We start from the raw sequence: 22,087 nt of genomic DNA, 5'->3' as shown, positions 1-22,087 counted from the left end.
GACTTCGGAGGGCCCTGTGCGAACGATCGGTCGACACGCCGAAGCGGTGGCTGCGCTGCTCGCCCCGGTCACCACGCAGCTCACGCCCGGCACGTCCGACCGTTCCTGCCTGGAGGCCCGGCGCACCGTCGACCTCGCCGCCGACGCCCGCGCCGGGGCACGCCGTCGGCTCGCGACACGCGTCGTCGCACCGGTCGCGCTCCCCGCGTTCGACAACAGCCAGATGGACGGCTTCGCCGTCCGCGCCGCCGACGCCGGCCGGGCCCTCACGGTCGCTGCCCCGATCCCCGCGGGCCGGGTCCCCGCCCCGCTCGCGCCCGGTGCCGCCGCGCCGATCATGACCGGTGCGCGGATCCCCGACGGGGCCGACGCCGTCTTCCCCGTCGAACGCACCGACGTCGGCGCGTTCCCCGCGGCGTTGACGCTCGATCGCGTCCACGTGCCCGACGACGTCACCGCGGGGGACTTCGTCCGCACCACCGGCTCCGACCTGCCCCGGGGCGGGGTCGTGGCCGAGGCCGGGGCGTTCGTCGCCCCGGCGCTCCTCGGTGCGCTCGCCGCAGCCGGCGTGGAACAGGTCGACGTCGTCCGTCCGGTCCGGGTGCTCGTCGTGAGCACCGGCTCCGAACTCGTCGGTGTCGACGTCCACGGTGCGGGCATCGGCGACGCGAACGGCGTGGCGCTGACCGCCGCGCTCGCCGAGGTCGGTGCCGAGGCCCGCACCGTCGTGGTCCCCGACGACGAGACCGCGTTCCTCGCGGGCGTCACCGAGGCCGTCGGCGACTGGGCCGACCTCGTCCTGACGACCGGTGGGATCAGCGCGGGTGCGTACGAGGTCGTGCGGCAGGCGCTCGAGCCGCGCGGGATCGAGGTGACGCCGGTCGCGATGCAGCCCGGTGGCCCGCAGGCGCTCGGGACGGTGACGTTCGGCGACCGAGCCGTCCCCGTGATCGCGTTCCCCGGCAACCCCGTCTCGGCGCTCGTCTCGTTCGAGGTGTTCCTCCGCCCGGTGCTCGCCCCGCTCGTCGGGCTCCCGGCCGACCGCCCCGTGCAGGTGCTGCCCGCGGCCGAGGCCGCCGTCTCGCCCGAGGCCAAGCACCAGGTCCGACGCGGCAGGGTGGAGGACGGCTGTGTCCACCTGGTCGGCGGCCCGAGCTCCCACCTCCTCGCGCACTACGCCGCCGCGACGCACCTCGTCCACGTCCCCGTCGGCACCGCCGCCGTCGAACCGGGTGACCCGCTCACCGTCTGGAGTCTGTAGATGACCGACCTCTCCCACGTCCGCGCCGACGGATCGGCTCACATGGTCGACGTCTCCGACAAGGACGTCACCGACCGCTCGGCCACTGCGACCGCGACCCTCGTGACCCGGCCCGACGTCGTCGCCCGGATCATCGACGGCTCACTGCCCAAGGGCGAGGTCATCGGCACCGCGCGCATCGCCGCGATCATGGCGGTGAAGAAGACCTCCGACCTCGTCCCGCTCTGCCACCCGCTGCCGATCTCGGGGGTCCAGGTCGACATCACGGGCGCCGACGACCGCGTCGTGGTCGAGGTGTCCGTCCGCACCACCTCACGGACCGGCGTCGAGATGGAGGCCCTGACCGGCGCCAGCGTCGGCGCGCTCACGGTGTACGACATGGTCAAGGCCGTCGACCGGGCAGCGACCATCACCGACGTCCGGGTGCTCGAGAAGCACGGCGGCCGCTCGGGCGACTGGGAGGCAGACCGATGACGTCCGAACCGACGAGGGGGCGAGCCGGCGTGCTCGTCGTCTCCACGCAGGCCGCGGCGGACCCCGCACTCGACCGCACCGGGCCGGTGATCGCCGCCTGGCTCCGCGAGCACGGCTTCACGGTGGCGGAACCGACGATCGTGCCCGACGGCGGTCCGATCGCGGAGACGATCACGGGCGAGGTCCTCGCCGGCGCCCGGGTCGTCATCACCACCGGCGGCACCGGCGTCACCCCCACCGACCGCACGCCCGAGGCCGTCGCACCCCTGCTCGACCTCGAACTCCCCGGGATCGTCGAGGAGATCCGGCGCCGGGGCCTCGCCGGGGCCGGACCGACCGCACTCCTCAGCCGCGGAGTCGCCGGGATCGCCGCCGGCGGGACGTTCATCGCCACCCTTCCCGGGTCCCGAGGGGGCGTGGCCGACGGGCTCGACGTCCTCGGCGGACTGCTCGACCACGTGCTCGCCCAGCTCCACGGCGACGGACACGCACCGCGGAGCGCCTCGTGACCGGGGCGCAGGCTGCCGGGCGGGTCCTGCTCGCGGACGTCGTCGACCGCGACGTGACCGTCGAGGAGACGAGCACCGCCGTGGCCTCCGACCGTGACGGCGCTGTCGTGACGTTCGCCGGGGTCGTCCGCGACCACGACGGCGGCAAGGGCGTCACGGCGCTCGACTACGAGGGGCACCCGACCGCGGCCGCCGTGCTCCGCGAGGTCGCCGAGACGATCGCAGCGGACCACCCCGACGTCCGGATCGCCGTGCTGCACCGGGTCGGAGCCCTCGTGGTGGGGGACGTCGCGCTCGCCGCCGCCGTCGCCTCGCCGCACCGGGCGCAGGCCTTCGCTGCCTGTGCGGCCCTCATCGACCTCGTGAAGGAACGCACCCCGATCTGGAAGCACCAGCGCTTCCTCGACGGCTCCGACGAGTGGGTCGCCGCCCTCTGACGGATCCTCGGGCCACCTGGTTGGCTGGAGGCCGCGGCGAGCAGCGATGAGGGGCACGATGACCGACACCGTGGAACGGGCTGAGCAGCGGTGGGCAGCGGCCGAGGCCCGAGCGCTGGACGTGCTCGCGCTGCCGGCCCCACGCCGGTTCTCCGTCGCTCGCGCGGCCGCGCTGCTCGTGCTCCCCGCGATCCTCGTCCTCGTCGTGGGCCGCACGTTCCCACCGGACTCGACCGGCCGGTGGGTCGTCGCGTGGAGCGGGCTGGTCGCGTACACGATCGTCCTCGTCGCGTCCCTGGTCGTGGCGGCGCGGGACCGCCGACGCGGCCGCGTGTCGCCCCCGGTGACGGACGTCCTGCTCCCGCGGGAGCAGGACGCGGTCCGCCGCGTGATCCGCGAGCGCGAGCGGGCACCCGAGGACCGGCTCGACGTCGTCCGCGCCACGGCGCTCCAGCGGGTCCGGACAGCGTCCACCGTGCTGCCCGCGGCGATCGTCACGATCGGCGCCGCCGCTGCGCTCGTCGCCGGTGACTTCTGGGTGCTGAACGCCGGATGGGCCGTGGTGGGGCTCGGGTCCGGGGCGATCTCGATCCGCTCGGCGTCCACGGCGCAGCGGTACCTCGACCACGAGGCAGAGTGACCCACGCGCGACCGGTCGCACCCTGGCGACGAGCCTGTACGCCGTCGCAGGAGACCGTTGCCCGATCGCAACCGCGGCACGCGTTCGGGGCGTAGCCGGGCTCTCGGCCGGTCCATAGAATTCGACCTCATGAGCGTGCTGCTGTACGGAGCGGGGACCCTCCTGCTCGTCTTCGCCCTGATCGACATCCTGACGAAGACCGACGCCGAGATCCGCGGGCTGCCGAAGCTCGCCTGGGTCCTCATCTGCATCTTCGTCCCCGTCGTCGGCCCGATCGTGTGGTTCGCCGTCGGTCACGACTGGGCACCCGGCGAGCGGAACCACGGCCGCTACCTCGATCCGGTCCGCCACGAGGACCGGTACGCCACCCTCGGGGAGGCCCGGTCGGCCCACGGCGACAAACGCGTCAGCGGCACCGAACAGGAACTCGCCGACCTCGAGCGCGAGATCGAGTACTGGGAGGCGCAGGCGCGCCTGAAGCGCGCGAAGGAAGCAGCCGGCGAAGGCGACCCGACCCCGTCGAGCTGAGCCGCGCCTCCAGGCCGACCCGACGGAACGACCGCGACGCGACCGCGACCGCGCCCGCCGCGCGCCCCCGTACCCTTGTCGGGTGGCTCATCTCCTCGGCGCCGAGAACCTGCATCTCGAGTTCCCCACCCGTGTCGTCTTCGACAGCGTCACCCTCGGCATCGACGAGGGCGACCGCATCGGCGTGGTCGGCCGGAACGGCGACGGCAAGTCGACGCTCCTCGCGCTCCTCTCGAAGCGGATCGAGCCGGACGACGGCCGGGTCACACACCGCCGCGGCTTGACGGTCGGGTACCTCGACCAGCGCGACGTCCTGCCGGCGGGCGCGACCGTCGGCGCGACCGTCGTCGGCGACCGAGCCGAGCACGAGTGGGCCGGCGACCCGACGATCCGCGACATCATCGGCGGCCTCGTGTCGGACATCCCGTGGGAGGCGAACGTCGACGACCTCTCGGGGGGCCAGCGACGACGCATCGCCCTCGCGAAGCTCCTCGTCGGCGACTGGGACGTGCTGTTCCTCGACGAGCCGACGAACCACCTCGACGTCGAGGGCATCCAGTGGCTCGCCGACCACATCAAGCGTCGGTGGTCCGCGAACCAGGGCGGTCTCGTCGTCGTGACGCACGACCGGTGGTTCCTCGACGCCGTGTCGACCGACACGTGGGAGGTCCACGACGGCGTCGTCGACCCCTTCGAGGGCGGTTACGCGGCGTACATCCTCCAGCGCGTCGAGCGTGACCGGCAGGCGGCGGCGTCCGAGCAGCGCAGGCAGAACCTCGCCCGCAAGGAGCTCGCGTGGCTCCGTCGCGGCGCACCCGCCCGGACCAGCAAGCCGAAGTTCCGCATCGATGCGGCGAACGCCCTCATCGACGACGTCCCGCCGATCCGCGACACCGTCGCGCTCTCGCAGATGGCGACCGCACGCCTCGGCAAGGACGTCGTCGACCTGCTCGACGCCGGTGTCACGTTCGGCGACGACGTCATCCTCCGTGACGTCGAGTGGCGGATCGCGCCGGGGGAGCGGACCGGCATCCTCGGGCCGAACGGCGCGGGCAAGTCGACGCTGCTCAACCTGGTGTCCGGCAAGCTCCAGCCCACCACGGGTCGCGTGAAGACCGGCAAGACAGTGCAGGTCGCGGTGCTCGACCAGCAGCTCGCCGACCTCCAGCAGTACGCCGACGACCGGGTGCGCGAGGTCGTCGCCCGCAAGAAGACCTCCTACGTCGCCGACGGCAAGGAGATGACGCCGTCGCAGCTGCTCGAGCGCCTCGGCTTCACCTCCGCGCAGCTCTCGACACCGGTCAAGGACCTCAGCGGTGGGCAGAAGCGACGGCTCCAGCTCATGCTCATCCTGCTCGACGAACCGAACGTGCTCATCCTCGACGAGCCCACGAACGACCTCGACACGGACATGCTCGCCGCGATGGAGGACCTCCTCGACACCTGGCCGGGCACGCTCCTGGTGGTCTCGCACGACCGGTACCTGCTCGAACGCGTCACCGACCAGCAGTACGCCGTGCTCGGCGGGCACCTCCGGCACCTCCCCGGCGGGGTCGACGAGTACATGCGGCTGCGTGCGTCGGGCTCGGTGCCCGCGACCGCGTCGGCGGCTGCCGCCGCTGCTGCCGGGAGGCCCGACACGGCAGGCGGGACCGGCTCGGCCGCCAACGTGGCCGGGTCGGCGGGCGGGGCCGGGGCCGGGGCCGCGGGTGCTGCTGCTGCGTCCGGTGCGTCTGGCATGCCGGCCGCTGCGGCCGCGGCCGCCGCTCCGGCGCTCTCGGGTGCGGAGCGTCGGGCGGCGGAGAAGGAGATGTCGGCGCTCGACCGCCGGATCGCCCGCGTCGGTGCCGACCGGCAGGCGGTCCTCGACGCGTTCGCGGCGCACGACCAGTCCGACTACGCGGGACTCGGTGCGCTGCAGGCGAAGCTCGGGGCGCTCGAGGCCGAGGTCGAGTCGCTCGAGGAGCGCTGGCTCGAGGTCGCGGAGCAGCTCGGGGTGTAGTCGCCCGGGCTACGCGTCGTCGGTGAGGAACGACGAGCCGCAGCCGATGGCCGGCCCCGAGTTCCCGTCACCCACGCCGATGGCGAAGGACTGGTCGAGCGTGGCCGTGTGCGTCGTCCAGAGCGGTCCGGCCGACGTGGCGGTGAACCCGTCGACGCGTCCGACGCTCGCGCCCGGGTGCACGACCAGGCGCCCCACGAGGTCGAGCCTGCCGTGCGCCGGAACGGTCCAGCCCGCACCGATCGCCACCGTCCGGCCGAACTCGTGCGGCATCACCGGAGCGTCCGTGACCCACAGCCCGGCTGGTGTTCCGTCGTCGTGCACGACCACCTGCAGCGGTGTCACGTCGGCCCCCTCGACACTGACCGGACCGACGTCGGCGACGTGGACGCTCCGCCCGGTCGGGTTCTCGAACTCGACCATGAACCATGCGGCAGCGGTGGTCGTGCCGTCTGGGTACAACCCGCACGCGATGCCCCGACCGGGTGTCACGGAGAGGGTGTTCCCCGGCGCCGTGACGATGCCCAGCCCGATGGCGAGCACCACCGCCCCGACCGCACTCGCCCCGACCACTGCCCGCCCGATGTCCACCACGCAACCGTAGGGCAGCGGGCGCGGTGGAGCGTTCCCCCGTTCGGGCCTCGCGAGCCAGCCCGTCGCTACGCGGCAGGCGACGCATCCGCCGGGTCGCCGCCGCCCGGGTTCGCCACGACCTCCCAGAGGTGGCCGTCCGGGTCCTGGAAGAAGCCGGAGTACATGCCCCACGGACGTGTGTACGGCGCAGCGAGCATCGTCGCCCCCGCGGACCGCGCCCGGTCGAGGAACGCGTCTGCATCGGACTGCGAGCCGACGAAGTGCCCGATGGTCGAGGTCGGACCGTGCGGGAGGTCGACGCCGGAGTCGAGCGCCATGTCCTCGCGGCCGTACACGCTCACGATGAGTCCGTCGTCGAGCGTGAACATGGCCGTCGTCCCGCCCGCTTGCGAGTCCGTCCGCGGGTACTCGGTGCCGATGACGCCGCTGCCCTCGATGCCGAGCAGGTCGCGGTAGAACGCGGCCGAACGCTCGACGTCGGCCACGGCCAGGGTGATCGCGTGCATGGCCGCAGGCTAGTCCGCTCGGGCGTGGTCGGTCGCGCCCGGTTGCGCTCAGTCGCCCAGGCCGAGGATCAGCCGTCGCAACAGGGCGGACAGCTGCGCCTGTTCCGGGCCGGCGACCTCGTCGAGGATCCCGCGTTCGGCGTCGAGCAGGTCGGCGATCGCGGCGTCCACCGCCTGCCGTCCGGACACCGTCAGCGCCACGAGGATCCCGCGTCCGTCGCGCGGGTCCGTCCTACGGCTCACCAGGCCACGTGCCGCCAATCGGTCGACGCGGTTCGTCATCGTGCCGCTCGACACCAGCGTCTGCTGCAGCAGCGTCTTCGGGCTCAGCTCGTACGGCTCGCCTGCACGCCGGAGTGCAGACAGGACGTCGAACTCCCACGGCTCCACCCCGCTCGCGTCGAACGCTGCACGGCGTGCGCGGTCCAGGTGCCGTGCCAACCGGTCCACCCGCGAGAACACTTCGAGCGGGGCGAAGTCGAGGTCGTCACGCTCACGACCCCACGCCGCGACGATCCGGTCGACCTCGTCCTCCTGCGGCATCCCCCCATCTTGGCCGAACCGGGAGCGCACGGCCACCGACCGGGGCATGGGAGGATGGTCGGGCACTCGGTGGGCTCCACCCCGTCGGTGTGTTCCGCCTTGGTGTAACGGCAGCACGACGGCCTTTGGTGCCGTTAGGTCCGGGTTCGAATCCTGGAGGCGGAGCGCTGGCCAGTTCGGTCTTTGCGGGATTCCTGGTCATTCTTTTGCTCGTGAGGCGTGTAGGAGCCGTTCGACATCGTCTGCGCACTGCCCGGAACCTCGTGCTGACCGAGAAGTGGGGCCGAGCTGTTGGCGCGTGCGCGGTTCCGTGAACGACGAATGCCCCCTGACCCGTTTCCGGGCAGGGGGCATTGGCTCGGCTATCGAGCGAAGTTGGTGTGGGTTCAGTTCGGGGCGAGCGTCGGCGCCTAGCCGAGGAGCTCGTCGATGGGTATGAGGTAGTACTCCGGAGGTTCGGAGTTTGCTTCAGTCGATCCGGCTGCTGGACCCGGGCGTTCGGGTTCTGCTTGGCGTACGTCATCCAGTGATTGCGATTCTTCGCGCTCAATCGCTTGAGCGCGAGGCGGTCCTGGAGGAAGTGGATCAACCGGCGAAGGTTCTGGGAAGCCGCAGCAAGCGCTGCAGCAATCTCCGCAAACCACGGGCCGCGACCTCGACGGTTCAGCGGGTCGTGGAGTCCCTCGGCCTGAGGGTCCTTTACCCGTGAGTTGACGGACTCGATCGTGTTGCGAAGTCCATACCAGCCGCGCCACTCTTCGGACTTGTATTCGAACTCCTGTCCGAACTTGAGGTGCTTCGTGCCGTCCCCGTTGTTGCGCTTGTCGTCGACGAGACTGCCGGGAATCTTGACCGTCTTGCCAGGGATGGGGGTATCGAATTCCTCACCGGTGGTGGTGTCGAAGTCGATGGAGTCGAGTCCGATTGGGTAGAAGTACTGCCGCGAGCCATCGGCGTTGTGGCGGCCTCGGGGCTTGAGCCGATACTTCGCGCGCTGCTCCCGACGCTTGGTGACGAGGTCGTGTCCGGCGGCGAGCTTCGCCTCACGAGCAACGGGATTGGTCATCTGCGACGCAGCGATTCGGGTCTTCGCCCATGTGGATTCAGCGAGCTTGAGGGCCTGGGGCATGAAGGAGGGGTACCAGGATCCGTCGCACATGACGAGGTCGTGCTTGCCGTCCTTGCTTGCGTAGTACGCCTGGATGCCGAGCTTGTCATGGGGGTAGTCCATAACAGCGTTCGCGCCGCTCGTTGCGATGGGGAGCTGAAAGTCCTCGGACTTCGCGCCGGGCAGGTAGGCGCGGTCGGCGATGACGGTTGTAATCGGGATTCCGCGTTCTTTGCAGGAGTCGAGGAAGCGCTTGCCCTGGCCGGCGACCTCCCCGGGCTTGTGGCCGCCGAACCAGATGATGAAGAGTGGGGCGTCGATATCCGCGCCAGGACTGTTGCGGGTGAGCGTGCCAAGCTCGGCTTCGCGACCAAAGATGCGCTTCCCCGGGGCAGAGTTGGTGCCGTCGTGGTCACCCTCGCGGACGTAGAAGCCGCAGCCGTAGTTGACCGATGCGGTGTCGTCACCCGTCATGCGCTCGAGGTTCTTCTGCATGCCCGCAACGGGGATGACCGTGGCATCGATCGCCGCAGTGCCGTGCATGCGGTCCCGGAGCTCCTTAGGAAGAAGGAGCCAGGTCCCCTGAAGTAGCTGGTTGCAGATGGTCATCATGCGTCCTTCGAGCAGCTCCAAGCGCTCGGGGTCGGAGTAGAACTCCTCCTTGATTTCCGCAAGACGCGCCGGGCTCGGGCGACGCCAGCGGGGGCCGGGGTCGCGGTCGAGCAGGTCCTTGAAGCGGTGCACTGCCCGCCAGTAGGCGTCGTAGAGCTCTCCTCGCTCGAAGATGCTGGGGTCGATGCCGAGCATCTCGAGCTCTTCGTCCGTCGCGTCAACGAGCAGGTCTGCGCCTGCTCGGATGCTGACGGTGCCTTTGACGCGCATCGTGACGAACATGAGTTTCATGGCGCTCGTCGTGCTCATGTACGCGTTGCGTCCTCGGCGGGACGGGTGGTCTTCGAGCCAGTACTGCTCGAGGAGTTCCTCGATGCCACCGAGCGCGATGACCTTGCTCGTCTCACGGACGGCTCGGTGGAACGCGTCGCGCTTGCCCATCTTGAGGTACATGAGCATGGACATGCCGAAGCAGTCCTGCATCCACTGTTCCGCCTTCTCGAAGTCGTGATGCTTCGCCTTCGGCGCGGTCATCGGGCGACCTCCGCGCGGAGCTGACGCCGGTAAGAGGCGTCTTCGAGCGCGGGAACGTGTGCGACGAGCTGGTCGAGGTGTTCGAACTTCGTGACGCCAGCCGCGGTCATGAGGGCGCGGAGGTTCGTGCCTGCGATGAGGTGCGTAATCAGCCAGGTGTTCCGCATCCGGGTGGTGACGGGGTCTGGTTCGTTGCCGCGGTCGGTGTCGTACAGGAACGTGGTGAGGGTGCTGATCCCGTGCTTGATGCGCTTGGGTGAACCAAAGACCCAGTTGTCCGTGGCGACGTCGGCGGCAGATTCGAGCAGCAACGGTTCGAAGCGGGCGAGCAGCGGCACGACGCGGCCCGTGCGCGCGACGGTGATAAGGACCCCGTCGGTGTCGACGGTGATGTCGCGGCGGCGGACTTGCAGCAGTTCGTTGGCCTTCAGGCCGGCGCCGGTGCACAGGGCGAGCGTGACGCCAGCGCTGCGTCGACGTGCGGCGGTGGCCTGCCCCCTCGCCCAGCTTTCGAGCAGATGCAAGTCGAGATCCGAGTAAGGCGCGGCGGTGTTCTGCGGGGAGGTTGCTGCGAACTCGAGCGGAACAGAGCCGACGAGGGCTTCGGACGCCCGCATCAGCAGCGACCGGTACGTGCGGCGCGTCGTGTCGGCCCAGCTGACATCACTGCGGGTGACGTAGCGGCGAACCATGACCGGGTGGAACACGACCATCGTCGCGGCCGGGTAGCCGTTGACATTGACAACCCAGTCGACGTAGGGCGCTGCGACGACGAGGACGCGATCAACGTCGAGCGATGCGGCCGCGGCGGTCGCGACTGCTGCGTCGAGCACGAACGACTCGATGAAGGCCCACCGGTCGGCCGGGAAAGTCGGCTGGTAGGTCATCGGCCATCCGCCCGCCAGCGTACGGCCGAGCGTGGTTCCCGCTCGCTGCGCGGGGGAGCGAGGGATGAGGAACGCGATGAGCAGGGTCGAGGCCATGGCGGGCCTATGCGTCCACGTGTGATCCAGCTGTGCCGTGCGGGTCCTGAAAGTGATCGCGTGCCGCTCAAATCCCCGTGAAACCGGGGAAGTGGACGTGTCGGCAGGAGCCGCGGTAACTGATGCAGCTCGGGCGTGTCGTGGTTCTGCTGAATGGTCGACGACACCGGGGTGACATCGACGGTGTGCATGCGTTCCGGGGAGCTTTCGTATTCGGGGACACCGGAACGCTAGTGATCTTCACGGCTGGGTTGGTCCTGTTCGTGGACCCGAGGTGGCGGTCAGTGGCGCGTCGACCAGAAATCTTCGCGGTCCGCGCATACCGCTCCCGAGGTCGACCTGCGGCCTCGGAGAGGACCGCATGCCCACCCCGAACTCTGCGCTCACTGCCCTTTGGAACGACTACGCCGAGTACGCCGCCCGCCCGACCGGCGTACTCACGCTGGATGAGCGCCGCGGCGTCGCGTTCTACCTCGCCGACCGCGATGACGCCGCTGATGTGGAACCGTTCGTTCGGCGGTGGATCCGCAACGTGCACGACGTCGACACGTTCCGGCAGCAGCATGGTCGGCTGCCTCGTGCGGACCCGGCGCGTCCGCGGCCCGCAACCGACGAGCAGGCGCTGGTGGATGTTCTGGCCTACTTCCGCGAGGTCGGCAACGCGGACGGGTACTGCACCTATCAGCGGCGGCGACTCGAAGCGATCCCTGGTTTCGCGTGGCGACCTCGAGACGCACGGTGGGAGGAGATGCTGCAGCGGCATCAGCAGTTCTGGGCCGACAACGGCCGTGCGCCGCAGCGTCGTGCCTTGGACGGGGATGAGGTGTCGATCGGGCGGTGGGTCGCGCATCAGCGTGCCCGGCACCGGCGTGGCGCGCTCCCGGGCGACCGGGAGCAGCAGCTTCGTCGTGCTCGATACAGGATCCTCTGACCGCCCGGGTCAGGCTCGGCCGCGGATCTCGGCGAGGATCCGCTGCCGGTGCTCGGTGGTGTCGAGCGTCGGGATGTGCCTCAGGAGCGTGAGCAGGTGCTCGGCCTTGCTGAGTCCGGCGGCGTCGAAGAGGAAGCCGCCGTCGGTCAGTGCGGCGAGGTGGGTGCTCAGCCAGGTGGTGCGCATCCGGTTCGGCACCGGCTTCGGTTCGCTGCCGAAGTCGGTGCGGTTGATGAACGGGGTGACGATGTTGAACGTCGTCGCCCGATTCTGACCACCCACTACCCACGCGTCAGCTTCGAGATCGATGATGCTGTCGCGAAGAAGCGGCTCCCACCGTTCGAGAATCGGCACATCCCTTGGAGTGGTGCTCCGCATGTGCACGACAGCACCTTCTCTGTCCAGAGTGATGTCGCGACGGCGGAGGTGCTGCATCTCCCACGGCAGGAGGCCGGCGCCGGCGCCGAGCGCCAAGATTGCGCCGGCGTTGCGCCGTCGGAACGACGTTGCTTGCCCCCTCGCCCAGGCTTCCAGCAGTCGCAACTCGAGGTCGGTGTACGGGGCGGTCGCGGACTGCCCGTTCAGCGGACCGAAGGAGATTGCTCCCTCGTTCGGAAGCAGTACCTCGGAGATGCGCAGTAGTAGTGACCGGTAGTCCCGGAGCGTCCGGTCCTTCAGGCCGAGGTCGTCGCGACTGATGTACCGACGGATCCACACGGGGTGGAAGACGTTCGGCACCAGCGGCATCCCCATCACGTGAACGACCCAGTCGACGAACGGCGCGACGGCAACCATCAGCCGCTCCGCCAAGTACCCGCATGCCGGTGCGATGACGGCCACCGCGTCCTCCGTGAACGTCCGAACGTTGGCCCACCGCGCCGCCGGAATGTTCTGGCTCTGGTAGTTCCGCACCATGCGGGCGGGCTCGGCGCGAAGCTGCGCGACAAGAGTCCCCTCGTCCGTCGGCGAAGAGCGCGTGCCAAGCGGTCGCCTCGGGACGGCGAGCGGTTCCGCTTCCCAGCAGCGCGTGTGCGCGCAGTCGATGATCAGTCCGGGCCGTGCGAACGGACGGCCATACGCGGCGCCGCGGGGACGACCGAGATCGGTTGCGGAACTGACTTCGTCTTGCCGGGGAAGGACGGAGTGCCCGAAGTCTCGTGGTCGGCGAAGCGCCTCGACAGCGCCGGGAAGAAGTGTGCTCATGGCAGGAGCTATGCGTCGTCCTTCGCGGCAGGCGGGCCTGCGCACGAAACGAAGACGCACAGGCACAGGTCACAGCCGGGCTCCGGGGTCGCGCATAGGGGCAGGAGAACCGACTCCTGGAGGACCCCCAATGGACTACCGCACCGCAACCCGCGAAGAACGAGCCGCCGAGTTCATCGACTTCGCTATGAAGCTGCACGAGGGCCGCTACGACTACTCCCTCGTCGAAGCGGCATACATCAACGGCGACACGAAGGTCACCATCGTCTGCCCCGGCCACGGGCCCTTCGCTCTAACCCCTCGGGAGCACCGCCGCATCCGTGACACGCCATGGGGTCCGCAGCGCGGGCAGGGGTGCCGCGATTGCAAGGGCTTCAACGCGCGCGTCGAGCTCCGCCGCGAGCGATTCATCGCGAAGGCGCAGAAGATCCATGGCAGCCGCTACGACTACAGCGAGGTTGTCTACGTCGACGCGAAGACGGACGTGAGCGTCGCGTGCAGCGAGCACGGCGCGTTCGCAGTCCGACCGGACAATCACACTTCCAAGTACCCCGCTGGCTGCCCTGACTGCGCGCTCCGCGCGCACCGTGGGGCTCCCCGTTCAAGGAAAGCGCCCGACAAGGGTCAGTGGCGAACCCGTCCCGCCGGCACCACTTCGGGTCGGAAGCGCCCGAAGCGGAGCGCGTCATAGCCGCCTGGACGTGGCCCTGATCAGCCCTATGAGCGCTCCCGTTACCGTCCGTATGGCGTCCCGCTGATGCGAACCAAAACGGACCAGCTATGTGCGACGCCTCGCCCCAGTCAGCCGCGCACACGCCCTCAGCCCATCAAGTCGCGCGCCTCACGACCGGCTAACGGGACCTTCCCACCGGGGCTTGTCACTGAACGAGTGCCGTCGACCGCGAGGCGGGTCCAACACCACTTCGTGACGGCGACGATAGATTTGCGCTCATGACCCCTCGACGCGTTGTACTCGTGACACTGGGTGCACTGGTCGTCGTCATCGGCTTCGTGTTGATGGCCCACTCGGACGGCAGGCTCGACCGTCTGGTGGCGTTTCTCGTCATCTTCATCGGGTTCGCTCTAGTCGTGTTCACCACGGCTCGACCGGGCCAAGCGGCTCTCGCCCGCTACTGGCGCAAGTACGAGAAGAAGTAGCTACGACGCACGTCACTCCTGCCGGACCGTTGAGCGATCGGCTACCGCACCACGGCTTGAGCCCGTTCAGACAGCGACATGTTGGAGATGCGGATTGGGCGGCTGTCTTGAGTGGTGTGATTACTCGAGAGCGCGGCGTACCGCTCCAACGATGTCATCTAGCAGGTAATCGGGGTGAACCTCGAGCAGGGTCATCCCGTACTCAGCGCACAACCAACGCTTCGTAGCGTCGCGCTGCTGCTGCCGCTCGAAAGCCTCCCGTCCACCGAAGAACTCCACCGGGCGCGAGTGTTGAGCACCCTGGTACTCGATCGCGACGTTTCGCCCACGGAACACCATGTCGAGGGACTGTGGTGCCAGCCACGATGGCCGTACCTGGTGGTCGATTCGCTCGTCGGGGAACGCAGCACGTAGTTGATGCAGCAGACGTATCTCGGACACCAGGCCCTCGCCGACGCGCGGGAGCCCAGCGGCCTGACGTGCGCGGTTCTCCGATTCGCGGAACAGGGGCCGGCAGAGCGCTCGGATCAAGCCCTCGAAGGCGTACGGGTTACTGCGGTTCCAAGTTGCTCGGATGGGACGCTCGTAGCCTGAGAATCCCTCGAACGCGGTCAGGCGGTACGGACCGACGGTACGGCCGTGATCGATGAGCTGAACGATCTGGTCGACCGAGTAGTCGGAACCGATCAGGTCGTAAAGGCTCTGCGCTATCGCTTCTGTGGCTTCGCTTGCATGCAGTCGCCTCCAAAAATGTCCGATGATGCTGATGCCGTGCTCGTCGTGGAACCTGTCGAGCGTTCCCTGAAGGTCATCAAGCGCCGCGTCGAGGTTTTGCCAGCCCGCCTTGGTGATGTTTGAGGATCCCCACCGCATGACCTCCCACGCTTCCGCACGCGGCTGCAGCAGGTCGCTGAGACCGACGAAGGCAACGAGCCGTCGAGATCCGTACGTCAGCTTCAACGCGTCGGCCCACTCCTCTCGGAGGTAGTGCATGTCGGCGAGGCACTGTTGTGCTTCGCTTTGGGCCACGGATTTCGGGTATGCGTCGATGATGCGAGCCGCTCCCTCCATCGCCGTCTTGGGATCAATGTCCCACTCGGCCAGGAGCTCGTGCAGCATGACGACGGGGTAGCCGAACTGCCCGTCAACGTCGATCGCATCGCCCGCAAGGAACCGTGGTCGGTAGTGCTTCGAAAAGAACGATGTCTGCAAACGGTTCATCTCAGGCAGCTCGTTTGCCGCTACCACCTGGAAGCGGTGGACCCGTTGAGAGGGTGAGTTGGCCGTCACACGTTCAGCATGCCAGCGAAGTTACAACCGCCGGCGTGCGCGATGAACGATCCCTAGCTGGGTGGAGCCCGAGCACCGTCGCTTGGGGCGCTGCAAGGCTCGCCGGTACGCTACCCCGGTGGGGGCGCAAATGACACCTGAGCAGTTCCGCGCCGAGTTCGCCACGGAAGCAGGCCGGCGCCGACTCGGATACGCACCGAATCAGGAGCGACAAGATCGTGTTGACCGAATTCTGGCCGACGATTTCCACTTCCGGCAATTCTTCCAGCAGTGGCAGGCCCGGCAGCGGAAGGTCCGAGCCGCAGAGAGGCGGGAACGACGAGCAGCGTGGGGCCGGACAGGCATCATCATGCTCCTCGCCGGGCCGGCACTCGCGGTGACCGCCGCAAACATCGTCTCCGACCACACACAGCGCGTCAGCGACGGGCCTTGTTACGAACGGCCGCACCTCTACAGTGACGAAACGACCACTGTCTGCCCGGCACACACCGAGCCGATCGACGACGGCTACCGAGCAACATGGTCGGTGCTCGGCTGGGGTGTCGGCGGCGGATTGGTCGTCGCGGGGCTCGTGCTCGCTGTCCGGCTCCCTCGGTCCTGATTCGGGAGTTTGGGGTACCCGCAAGTCTCCTAACTGGTCGAATTCGCCCCACAATCGGCGACGACCATGGACGCTTTGCACCGTTGCGGCGACCAGCATCCACAGTGTGTTGGTTTGGATCGAGAACCGGGCTGCATCAAAGCCGAGGCGGTCGGCGGGATTTGTCTCGCTTGCCGATCCGCTATCGGTCGCCCTTCGACTTGCGGAGCCCGAAACGCCACAACCAGATCCCGGCTCCGAGCCACAGGACTCCCAGCGCAGCGTTGAGCAGCATCAACAGCAGGTCGACGTCGGGCCGCGTGAGACGCACGATCGAGGTCGAGACGAAGACGACCCCAAAGACGAGGGCGATTGACCCCAGCACCTTTGCGCTCACCACGTCCATGCGGCGAACCTACCGCTCGTGGTCGTTGCAGTAGACGATGGCTTAGCAGGCCTCGTCGGTTTAGTCGCGGCGCTTGTCCTGCAGGGTGATGTTCAGTCCCGCGTCGGGGTGGTAAGTCCAAGACGCCTTGATCCCATCCCAGTCGTCATCTTCTCGTCCGTCGAGCGCGCGGGTCTCACCGATGAGGTTCTTTGTTGCCGCGCTGACGTCCAAGTCGTCCAACACGCATTCGACGTTTGTCCAGTCGAGACCCGTGAAGTTCTCCTTGCCCACGGTCGAGAGGATCAGCGTAGCTCCGTCATCGGCGTACTCGACTCCGTCACTGGTCGTGATCAGGTCACATGCGTGTAGCGCGCTCATGAATCTTGGCTCGGAGTCAGCCGACGACGTGCTCGCCGCATCTCCTGGGGTAGCGCAGGCGGTCAACGACAGAACGCATGCAGCGATCAACGGGATGCTGAGGGTCTTCACGTGAGGATTCTAAGCGAGCCTCAGCTCTTGGCTCTGTTGCCGTGGCTGACCTGAAACCGGGCGCCCTCGTGCCGGTAGCCGGTTGGCCTACCGCACGCTGTCCGAGTTCGTCGTGGTCGTTCCGGTAGGGGATCGGCCATCGAGACGTCGATGCCGCCGTAAACGGGGGCGTGAAGCGTCGGAGAAAAGCATCTGCCCGGCCCGTTGGGTCGTGGTGATACTGACTCGGCCGTCGATGGTTCCACCGCAGGCAGAAGTCCTTCATGCCTGCCTCGATGGGATGGGGTTGGACCTGGTCTGCTCGAACTCCTCGTTAGCAAGGAGGAGGTCCGAAGCGAGGTTCCAGCCGTTGAAGTCGAACAGCCACTCTCCCCACGCTGCGACGGCGTGGACTGCAGCTCCGTCATCGGCCCGTAGCCGCGCAGCGGTACGCGAGAACGTGGCACGCGCCGGCCGCGAAGAAAGCCTCGTCGGTGCGGTCCCATCGACCGGATCGAGGAACCCGTCGACTTGAGTACTGCCCGGTCACGACGAGGTGTCGGTGAGGGGCCGGCCGAAGGTGCTGTAGACCACTGGTTCGCCTCCTGGGCCCGTTTCTCCGAGAGCAGGGAAGTCACCGAGGTGGACGAAGCCGCTGTTCCGTGCGACTGTCACCGACGCATCGTTGTCGGTCTCCGCACGGATGATCGCGCGGCGCCCGACGCCGAGTGCCTCAAGGCGCGCGCAGAGCAGTCTGATCGCCACGGTCGCGACACCTTGCCGCCGAGCCCACGGATGGACCGCGTAGGCGATGTTCACATCACCAGGTTCCGGGAGGTCGTTCGCGTCGGGGTCGAAGTCGATGTAGCCGGCAAGTTCGCCGTCGAGCAGCACGCCGAACCCCCGCTTGCCCGCTCCTCGGCGCGCGTTGCGTGCAAGCATCTCAAAGTGTCGTCGAGTGGACAGCGTCGTGCTGGGTGCTCCACTGAGCCAGCGGATCGTCTGGTCGTCCTCGCCTGCGTTGTGCGCGGCAACGTCGGCGTCGGTCAGGGCGCGGAGGCTGACGCGATCAGCGCCCGCATCCTGAGGTTTCGGCGCCGTGTCCATGCTCCTCACGATCGCCCATCCACGCCGACGGGTCAAGCGTGCACCGTGCGACGTGTGGCGGTCGTCCGGTGTGTCAGCATCAGGAGATGCGTGACCTGCTGGACCGGATCTCCGACGTCTCCGGCTACGTCCTGACCAACGGACGGCGCCTGGCCGGTGGAGAGCAGGGCGGCGCGCTGCTGGCAGACTCTTCGGTCGGCCCCGTAGTGGTAAAAGTCCAGCCCGACCCGGACAAAGCCGCTCGGGTGCTCACTGCCGCTCGTGTCATGCAATTGACGCAGGCGGACTGGTCGGTCGCGAACTGGCTGGCAGTCGGACCGCTCGGCGACGGCGCCTTCCACCTCCAGCAGTTCATCCCCGGCACCGTCCTCGACATCTCAAAGGACGCCGCGATCGATGCGGTGATCGCCGCGAACCGGCGGCAAGGCGGCTTGGCTGTTGCGGGCGCGTACGACCATGCCGCGCAGATCGTCGCCGTCACAACGGACCAACATCCATGGTTCGCAGACGTCGCACGCCGGTCGGAAGCCGGAGCACTGGTAGCGGCGACTGCACGCTCGCTCGTCGCGGTCGCGGGAACAGCCGAGCTGACCAGCGACGACATCGTCCACGGCGATCTCAGCGCGTCGAACATCATCGTCACACCATCCGGCGAGTCTCGATTCATCGATGCTGAGACGGTCGGACGTGGCCACCGCGTACTGGATCTAACTGACCTGTACCGGCAGTGTGTCATCAGCGGTCACGCTCCGGAAACCGTCATCCGACGTCTGGCCGTCGCCGGTGCTTCAGCGTCCGGTCCAGCCGCATTCATCACCGCGACCGTCGGAGCATGCCTGAACAACCTCGCCTGGCATGCAGCGAACAGATCCCTGCCCCGATTCGAGCACATGTGCGAGCGGACTCAACGAGTACTCCATCGGGTCGAAGCCGATAGCGAAGCCGCCGAGCACCGCCCGTCGCAATAGCCGATCGCCTTTCGAACGACTACGCCTCGGCCCTTGCGATGCTGATCCGACCGAGCTCGGTGCGTCTCTCGGCACCAGTAGCACGCCATTGTGGTCGAATCGCCGCGGCTCCTACCTGCGTCGCCCGAACGTGTGTAGTTGGGTCTGATGCATGCGCCCACGTCGGACTCTGCTCATCCTCGTGATCGCGGCGGCTGTCCTTGCGGCTACCTACTTCCTCCCACTTGATGGTCGACGGCTCTCGGTCGTCGCATCGATGGCGACAGCACTCGCGACTATCGCTGCTCTCCTCTCGGCTCTGGCGAGTAATCAAGCGGCTAAAGAGTCGGCCTCTGCCGCGCAGCAGGCCACGAGGGCGTTGAGCTACGCGAGCAAGCCCAAGGTCGAGCTCTTTTTGAAGGAGGAATTTGGTCAGCGCTACGCCGTAATCGAGAACGTGTCGCCGCACAGAGCGGAGGGTCTCGTCCTTGCTTGGCGGCTTGTAGGTGGGGTCGAAGGGACGCGCCGCCTTGATGTGCTCGACGGCATGTCCCTGACCAGCAGAGGGCTGTCTTTCGGGCACCGAGGTCCGATGCAGAGTGTGGGACTTCCGGGCTTCATTCCCGGTCCCGGCGCCGTCGAACGCCTTTGGCTGCGGTATCTGGGGACTACCGGTCCCACCGTTTGGATCGCTGATTTTGAGTTTGGTCCTGGGATCAGCGAGGAAGACCGCTTCGATCATCGGTATTATCGACCGCGGCGCCTCGTCGCCGACAGGGAACTCGACCAGATGTCGGACTCCATCCGCTTCCAGTCTTCGACCGCCGGCCCCTGAGACCCCTCGCGGGGTTCGGGCGGAGAGCGCCTAGCTTCGCGCTGACCTCATGCCCGTCGCGAGTTGCCCGCAGCGAGGTCTCGCGATCGGCCGTGAACTTCGATCCGCAGCCGCCGTTCATCGCGAGCACCGAAGGCGCAAAGCTTTCGACGCAATGAGGCAACCCGACGGATCTTGAGCTCCGTCTCGCCAGTCGATCATTCATCGAGACAATGATCGGTCGCTGAGGGGCGGTAGCATCCACGGGAACCCGCCCAAGGCGCATCTACCCGGTAAGGATGCGTCCTGCCCGCAGCATGGCGAGGGTGGCTGCCCGTTCGAGCCGGGCCGGGTCCGTAGGCCTCACTTCGCTGCGGGCGATGTCGGAGGTCATCAGCGGCGACGTCCGATGAGCCATCGGCTATCGGACGGGGTTCCTGACGTGCATTTGCTTGCTCGGAGAGACGCACTCTGTCAGCGTTAGCTCATGGGCGACGTCGTGAGCACGCTGCGTCGGGTTCCCGGTTTCCGCTCGTACTGGTCTGCCGCAACGGTCTCCTCCTTCGGATCGGCGGTGAGTGCAGTCGCTGTTCCGGTTCTCGTGGTCACGGTGCTGCATGCCAGTCCTTTCGAGGTGGGGCTGGTGAATGCCGCCCAGTTCCTTCCGTACGCACTGTTCGGTCTGATCGTCGGCGCCTACGTCGACCGTGTGCAACGGAAGCCGCTGCTGATTTGGGCGAGTGTCGGCCGCGGCGCGTGCCTCGGCACGATTCCGGTCCTTTGGCTGACCGGGGTCCTGAACCTCTGGGCCACGGCTGCGGCGCTGTTCGTGTTCGGCATCCTCTCCGTCGTGGGCTTCGCCGCCACCCAGTCGCTCCTGCCGCGGATCGTGCCCCGGAACCTCCTCCTGGCGGCCAACGCTCGGGTGGACCAGAGCGACGCAGCCGCACAGACCGCGGGCCCAGCGCTCGGAGGCGTCCTGGTCAGTATCGTGACTGCACCGGTGGCGATCGCGATCGACGCCGTGAGCTACATCGTCGACGCGCTGCTCATCGCGCGGGTGCCCGTCAACGAGCAGATGCCCGCCCGCCGAGTCGGTTCGCGGCTCCGGGGAGAGATCGCCGATGGCCTGCGGTGGACCTACGGGCACCCGACGCTCGCACCGCTGGCCATGTCCACCCACCTCTGGTTCCTCGCCAACGCCGCCGCCCTGACAGTGTTCGCGACCCTCGCGCTCCGCACGCTCGCACTCCCGGCGGCCGTCTACGGAGCGATCATCGCCGTGAGCGGCGTCGCAATGCTCCTCGGCGCGACTGCTGCTCCGCGTCTCGGCGTCCGATTCGGTGCTGGCCGCACGATCATCGCCGCACGAGCCGCGTATCCCGTCGCGTGGGCAGCCGTCACACTCGCAACCCTCGGTGTCGGCGTTGCAGCACCCCCGGCGACTGTCGTGGTCCTCTTCGTCGCTTTCGCCGTTCACGGCGCTGCCGCGGGGTGCGAAAACGCGAACGAGATGAGCCTCCGCCAGAGCGTCACACCGGACGCACTCCTCGGGCGCATGAACGGCACGATGCGCAGCGCGAACCGAACGCTCGCGGCTGCAGGAGCAGTGGGTGGCGGCGCTCTCATGACCGTTGCTGGTGACGGCTTCGCGTTGCTCGCGGTGACACTAGTCTTCGCCGGCGCCGTGCTAGTTGCTACGTGCTCTCCATTGCGGACAAACGCCTTCCAATAGACGGTGGCTCATCGGCCAGCCGTGGCCCGTCTGCTTGCCGCGGGTCGTCGAGTCGCAGATAGCCCGTCCGTTTTGATTCTCACCGGGCTGCCCTAAACGAACGTCGGGAAGCCCGCCAGTGGGCCGTATCAGCTCGGCAGATTGTGCCGTAGGTCGTATCCAATGTCGGCGAGGAATTGCAGCCGGTTCCGTACTTCTGGCAGCGATGCCGAGTCGTCGTCGTTCCGCAGGTCGGCGCGGAGGAGTGTGTTGGAGTTGTTGATGTCGTCAGCGCCGGCGAAGCCGTCGGGCCGAGCTGATCACTCGCTGAGGTCGAGCAGGAAGTCGAGCCCGACGACGTCGTTGGTCAGGAGCCCGATCACGAAGGCTATGGCGACGAGAGCGGGCAGGTTTGGTGCGTTGAGGAGCCGCCGAAGCTTTGTCGCGTGGTAGGCGATCGTTGCGGGTGCGAGTGAGAGTTTGCGGGCGATAGTGTTGAAGTCGTCGCCGCGGGCGATGCCTTGGAGCACGGCGAGTTCCTCGGCTGACAGCTTCCGCCGTGCCGCGTCTCGGTCTTCGGTCCCCACCTGCTGACAGTACGACCGACGGCGATGCGGCCGATACGTGCACCGAACCCCCCCGTTGTGGGGTCATCGCCTCGCTTGGGGACTATCGGATCACATAGTCTTCGGCCGATCCCGTAACGATTGTTGTTCGGCGGCGCATACGGTGCACGTAGTTCTGGGCGCGTACTTC

At 68.0% G+C, this 22,087-nt stretch carries 25 protein-coding genes and 1 tRNA gene; 16 read left to right on the top strand and 10 right to left on the bottom strand.

From position 1 onward, the window contains the following. Nucleotides 1–46 precede the first annotated feature (46 nt). From glp to QPJ90_RS01665, 7 genes are all read left to right on the top strand, one after another. Nucleotides 47–1,261 carry a gephyrin-like molybdotransferase Glp gene (gene glp / locus QPJ90_RS01695; protein ID WP_290132746.1) on the top strand — a complete coding sequence of 405 codons (1,215 nt, stop codon included), beginning with the start codon at nucleotides 47–49 and terminating at the stop codon, nucleotides 1,259–1,261. Continuing rightward, nucleotides 1,262–1,735 carry a cyclic pyranopterin monophosphate synthase MoaC gene (gene moaC / locus QPJ90_RS01690; protein ID WP_290132745.1) on the top strand — a complete coding sequence of 158 codons (474 nt, stop codon included), beginning with the start codon at nucleotides 1,262–1,264 and terminating at the stop codon, nucleotides 1,733–1,735. Then, on the top strand, nucleotides 1,732–2,244 hold the full coding sequence (locus QPJ90_RS01685; protein WP_290132744.1) for a molybdopterin-binding protein: 513 nt from the start codon (nucleotides 1,732–1,734) through the stop codon (nucleotides 2,242–2,244). The genes moaC and QPJ90_RS01685 overlap by 4 nt, the downstream gene beginning before the upstream one ends. Further along, nucleotides 2,241–2,681 (top strand): molybdenum cofactor biosynthesis protein MoaE, encoded by a 441-nt coding sequence (locus tag QPJ90_RS01680; protein WP_290132743.1) that lies wholly within the window; start codon nucleotides 2,241–2,243, stop codon nucleotides 2,679–2,681. Before QPJ90_RS01685 ends, QPJ90_RS01680 begins: the two co-directional genes overlap by 4 nt. A gap of 58 nt (nucleotides 2,682–2,739) precedes the next feature. Beyond that, the gene (locus QPJ90_RS01675; RefSeq protein ID WP_290132742.1) at nucleotides 2,740–3,321 is read left to right on the top strand and encodes a hypothetical protein; all 582 of its coding nucleotides are present in this window, start codon (nucleotides 2,740–2,742) and stop codon (nucleotides 3,319–3,321) included. A 129-nt stretch (nucleotides 3,322–3,450) separates the two neighbouring features. Continuing rightward, nucleotides 3,451–3,849 (top strand): PLD nuclease N-terminal domain-containing protein, encoded by a 399-nt coding sequence (locus QPJ90_RS01670; protein ID WP_290132741.1) that lies wholly within the window; start codon nucleotides 3,451–3,453, stop codon nucleotides 3,847–3,849. 82 nt (nucleotides 3,850–3,931) lie between these two features. Then, on the top strand, nucleotides 3,932–5,851 hold the full coding sequence (locus tag QPJ90_RS01665) for an ABC-F family ATP-binding cassette domain-containing protein (RefSeq protein WP_290132740.1): 1,920 nt from the start codon (nucleotides 3,932–3,934) through the stop codon (nucleotides 5,849–5,851). 9 nt (nucleotides 5,852–5,860) lie between these two features. Here QPJ90_RS01665 and QPJ90_RS01660 read toward each other — a convergent pair whose 3' ends face one another. From QPJ90_RS01660 to QPJ90_RS01650, 3 genes are all read right to left on the bottom strand, one after another. Continuing rightward, complete coding sequence (locus QPJ90_RS01660) at nucleotides 5,861–6,442, bottom strand: hypothetical protein (RefSeq protein ID WP_290132739.1); 582 nt, start codon at nucleotides 6,440–6,442, stop codon at nucleotides 5,861–5,863. A 68-nt stretch (nucleotides 6,443–6,510) separates the two neighbouring features. Then, nucleotides 6,511–6,951, bottom strand: coding sequence for a VOC family protein (locus QPJ90_RS01655; RefSeq protein ID WP_290132738.1), 441 nt, complete (start codon nucleotides 6,949–6,951; stop codon nucleotides 6,511–6,513). 48 nt (nucleotides 6,952–6,999) lie between these two features. Beyond that, nucleotides 7,000–7,494 carry a MarR family transcriptional regulator gene (locus QPJ90_RS01650; protein WP_290132737.1) on the bottom strand — a complete coding sequence of 165 codons (495 nt, stop codon included), beginning with the start codon at nucleotides 7,492–7,494 and terminating at the stop codon, nucleotides 7,000–7,002. 93 nt (nucleotides 7,495–7,587) lie between these two features. Between QPJ90_RS01650 and QPJ90_RS01645 the strand changes: the two genes are divergently transcribed. Both QPJ90_RS01645 and QPJ90_RS01640 read left to right on the top strand, forming a co-directional pair. Continuing rightward, a tRNA-Gln gene (locus QPJ90_RS01645) sits at nucleotides 7,588–7,659 on the top strand. A gap of 628 nt (nucleotides 7,660–8,287) precedes the next feature. Then, complete coding sequence (locus QPJ90_RS01640; protein ID WP_290132736.1) at nucleotides 8,288–9,193, top strand: hypothetical protein; 906 nt, start codon at nucleotides 8,288–8,290, stop codon at nucleotides 9,191–9,193. A 551-nt stretch (nucleotides 9,194–9,744) separates the two neighbouring features. Here the strand turns inward: QPJ90_RS01640 and QPJ90_RS01635 are convergent. Further along, nucleotides 9,745–10,731: a hypothetical protein gene (locus tag QPJ90_RS01635; protein WP_290132735.1), complete on the bottom strand. Its 987-nt coding sequence runs from the start codon at nucleotides 10,729–10,731 to the stop codon at nucleotides 9,745–9,747. A gap of 361 nt (nucleotides 10,732–11,092) precedes the next feature. On the opposite strand from QPJ90_RS01635, the gene QPJ90_RS01630 reads away from it, so the two are divergent. Beyond that, on the top strand, nucleotides 11,093–11,662 hold the full coding sequence (locus QPJ90_RS01630; protein ID WP_290132734.1) for a helicase associated domain-containing protein: 570 nt from the start codon (nucleotides 11,093–11,095) through the stop codon (nucleotides 11,660–11,662). 9 nt (nucleotides 11,663–11,671) lie between these two features. Here QPJ90_RS01630 and QPJ90_RS01625 read toward each other — a convergent pair whose 3' ends face one another. Further along, a complete protein-coding gene (locus tag QPJ90_RS01625) occupies nucleotides 11,672–12,865 on the bottom strand; it encodes a hypothetical protein (RefSeq protein WP_290132733.1) in 1,194 nt (397 codons plus the stop codon). A gap of 130 nt (nucleotides 12,866–12,995) precedes the next feature. On the opposite strand from QPJ90_RS01625, the gene QPJ90_RS01620 reads away from it, so the two are divergent. Next, a complete protein-coding gene (locus QPJ90_RS01620) occupies nucleotides 12,996–13,556 on the top strand; it encodes a hypothetical protein (RefSeq protein ID WP_290132732.1) in 561 nt (186 codons plus the stop codon). Between the two features lie 260 nt (nucleotides 13,557–13,816). After that, nucleotides 13,817–14,023, top strand: a complete 207-nt coding sequence (locus tag QPJ90_RS01615; protein WP_290132731.1) for a hypothetical protein — start codon at nucleotides 13,817–13,819, stop codon at nucleotides 14,021–14,023. Between the two features lie 120 nt (nucleotides 14,024–14,143). Here the strand turns inward: QPJ90_RS01615 and QPJ90_RS01610 are convergent, their stop codons facing one another. Beyond that, entirely contained in the window at nucleotides 14,144–15,313 is a 1,170-nt protein-coding gene (locus tag QPJ90_RS01610) for a hypothetical protein (RefSeq protein ID WP_290132730.1), read from the bottom strand. Between the two features lie 130 nt (nucleotides 15,314–15,443). On the opposite strand from QPJ90_RS01610, the gene QPJ90_RS01605 reads away from it, so the two are divergent. Then, nucleotides 15,444–15,914, top strand: coding sequence for a hypothetical protein (locus QPJ90_RS01605; RefSeq protein WP_290132729.1), 471 nt, complete (start codon nucleotides 15,444–15,446; stop codon nucleotides 15,912–15,914). 181 nt (nucleotides 15,915–16,095) lie between these two features. On the opposite strand, the gene QPJ90_RS01600 is transcribed toward QPJ90_RS01605, so the two are convergent. The 3 genes from QPJ90_RS01600 to QPJ90_RS01590 form a co-directional block, all read right to left on the bottom strand. Further along, nucleotides 16,096–16,299: a hypothetical protein gene (locus tag QPJ90_RS01600; RefSeq protein WP_290132728.1), complete on the bottom strand. Its 204-nt coding sequence runs from the start codon at nucleotides 16,297–16,299 to the stop codon at nucleotides 16,096–16,098. 60 nt (nucleotides 16,300–16,359) lie between these two features. Further along, nucleotides 16,360–16,770: a hypothetical protein gene (locus QPJ90_RS01595; RefSeq protein WP_290132727.1), complete on the bottom strand. Its 411-nt coding sequence runs from the start codon at nucleotides 16,768–16,770 to the stop codon at nucleotides 16,360–16,362. A 525-nt stretch (nucleotides 16,771–17,295) separates the two neighbouring features. Further along, entirely contained in the window at nucleotides 17,296–17,856 is a 561-nt protein-coding gene (locus QPJ90_RS01590) for a GNAT family N-acetyltransferase (protein WP_290132726.1), read from the bottom strand. A gap of 86 nt (nucleotides 17,857–17,942) precedes the next feature. On the opposite strand from QPJ90_RS01590, the gene QPJ90_RS01585 reads away from it, so the two are divergent. The 3 genes from QPJ90_RS01585 to QPJ90_RS01575 all read left to right on the top strand — a co-directional run bounded on the left by QPJ90_RS01585 (nucleotide 17,943) and on the right by QPJ90_RS01575 (nucleotide 21,352). Then, the gene (locus QPJ90_RS01585; protein WP_290132725.1) at nucleotides 17,943–18,824 is read left to right on the top strand and encodes a phosphotransferase; all 882 of its coding nucleotides are present in this window, start codon (nucleotides 17,943–17,945) and stop codon (nucleotides 18,822–18,824) included. Between the two features lie 256 nt (nucleotides 18,825–19,080). Then, the gene (locus QPJ90_RS01580; RefSeq protein WP_290132724.1) at nucleotides 19,081–19,638 is read left to right on the top strand and encodes a hypothetical protein; all 558 of its coding nucleotides are present in this window, start codon (nucleotides 19,081–19,083) and stop codon (nucleotides 19,636–19,638) included. A 466-nt stretch (nucleotides 19,639–20,104) separates the two neighbouring features. Beyond that, the gene (locus tag QPJ90_RS01575; protein ID WP_290132723.1) at nucleotides 20,105–21,352 is read left to right on the top strand and encodes an MFS transporter; all 1,248 of its coding nucleotides are present in this window, start codon (nucleotides 20,105–20,107) and stop codon (nucleotides 21,350–21,352) included. Between the two features lie 299 nt (nucleotides 21,353–21,651). Here QPJ90_RS01575 and QPJ90_RS01570 read toward each other — a convergent pair whose 3' ends face one another. Beyond that, the gene (locus QPJ90_RS01570; RefSeq protein WP_290132722.1) at nucleotides 21,652–21,918 is read right to left on the bottom strand and encodes a LuxR C-terminal-related transcriptional regulator; all 267 of its coding nucleotides are present in this window, start codon (nucleotides 21,916–21,918) and stop codon (nucleotides 21,652–21,654) included. Nucleotides 21,919–22,087 lie beyond the last annotated feature (169 nt).

The sequence above is a fragment of the Curtobacterium sp. 458 genome (assembly GCF_030406605.1).
In the GTDB taxonomy this organism is placed as follows: Bacteria; Actinomycetota; Actinomycetes; order Actinomycetales; family Microbacteriaceae; genus Curtobacterium.
Note: the sequence above shows the minus strand (reverse complement) of the source record. Positions and strands in the feature narration are given on the sequence as shown.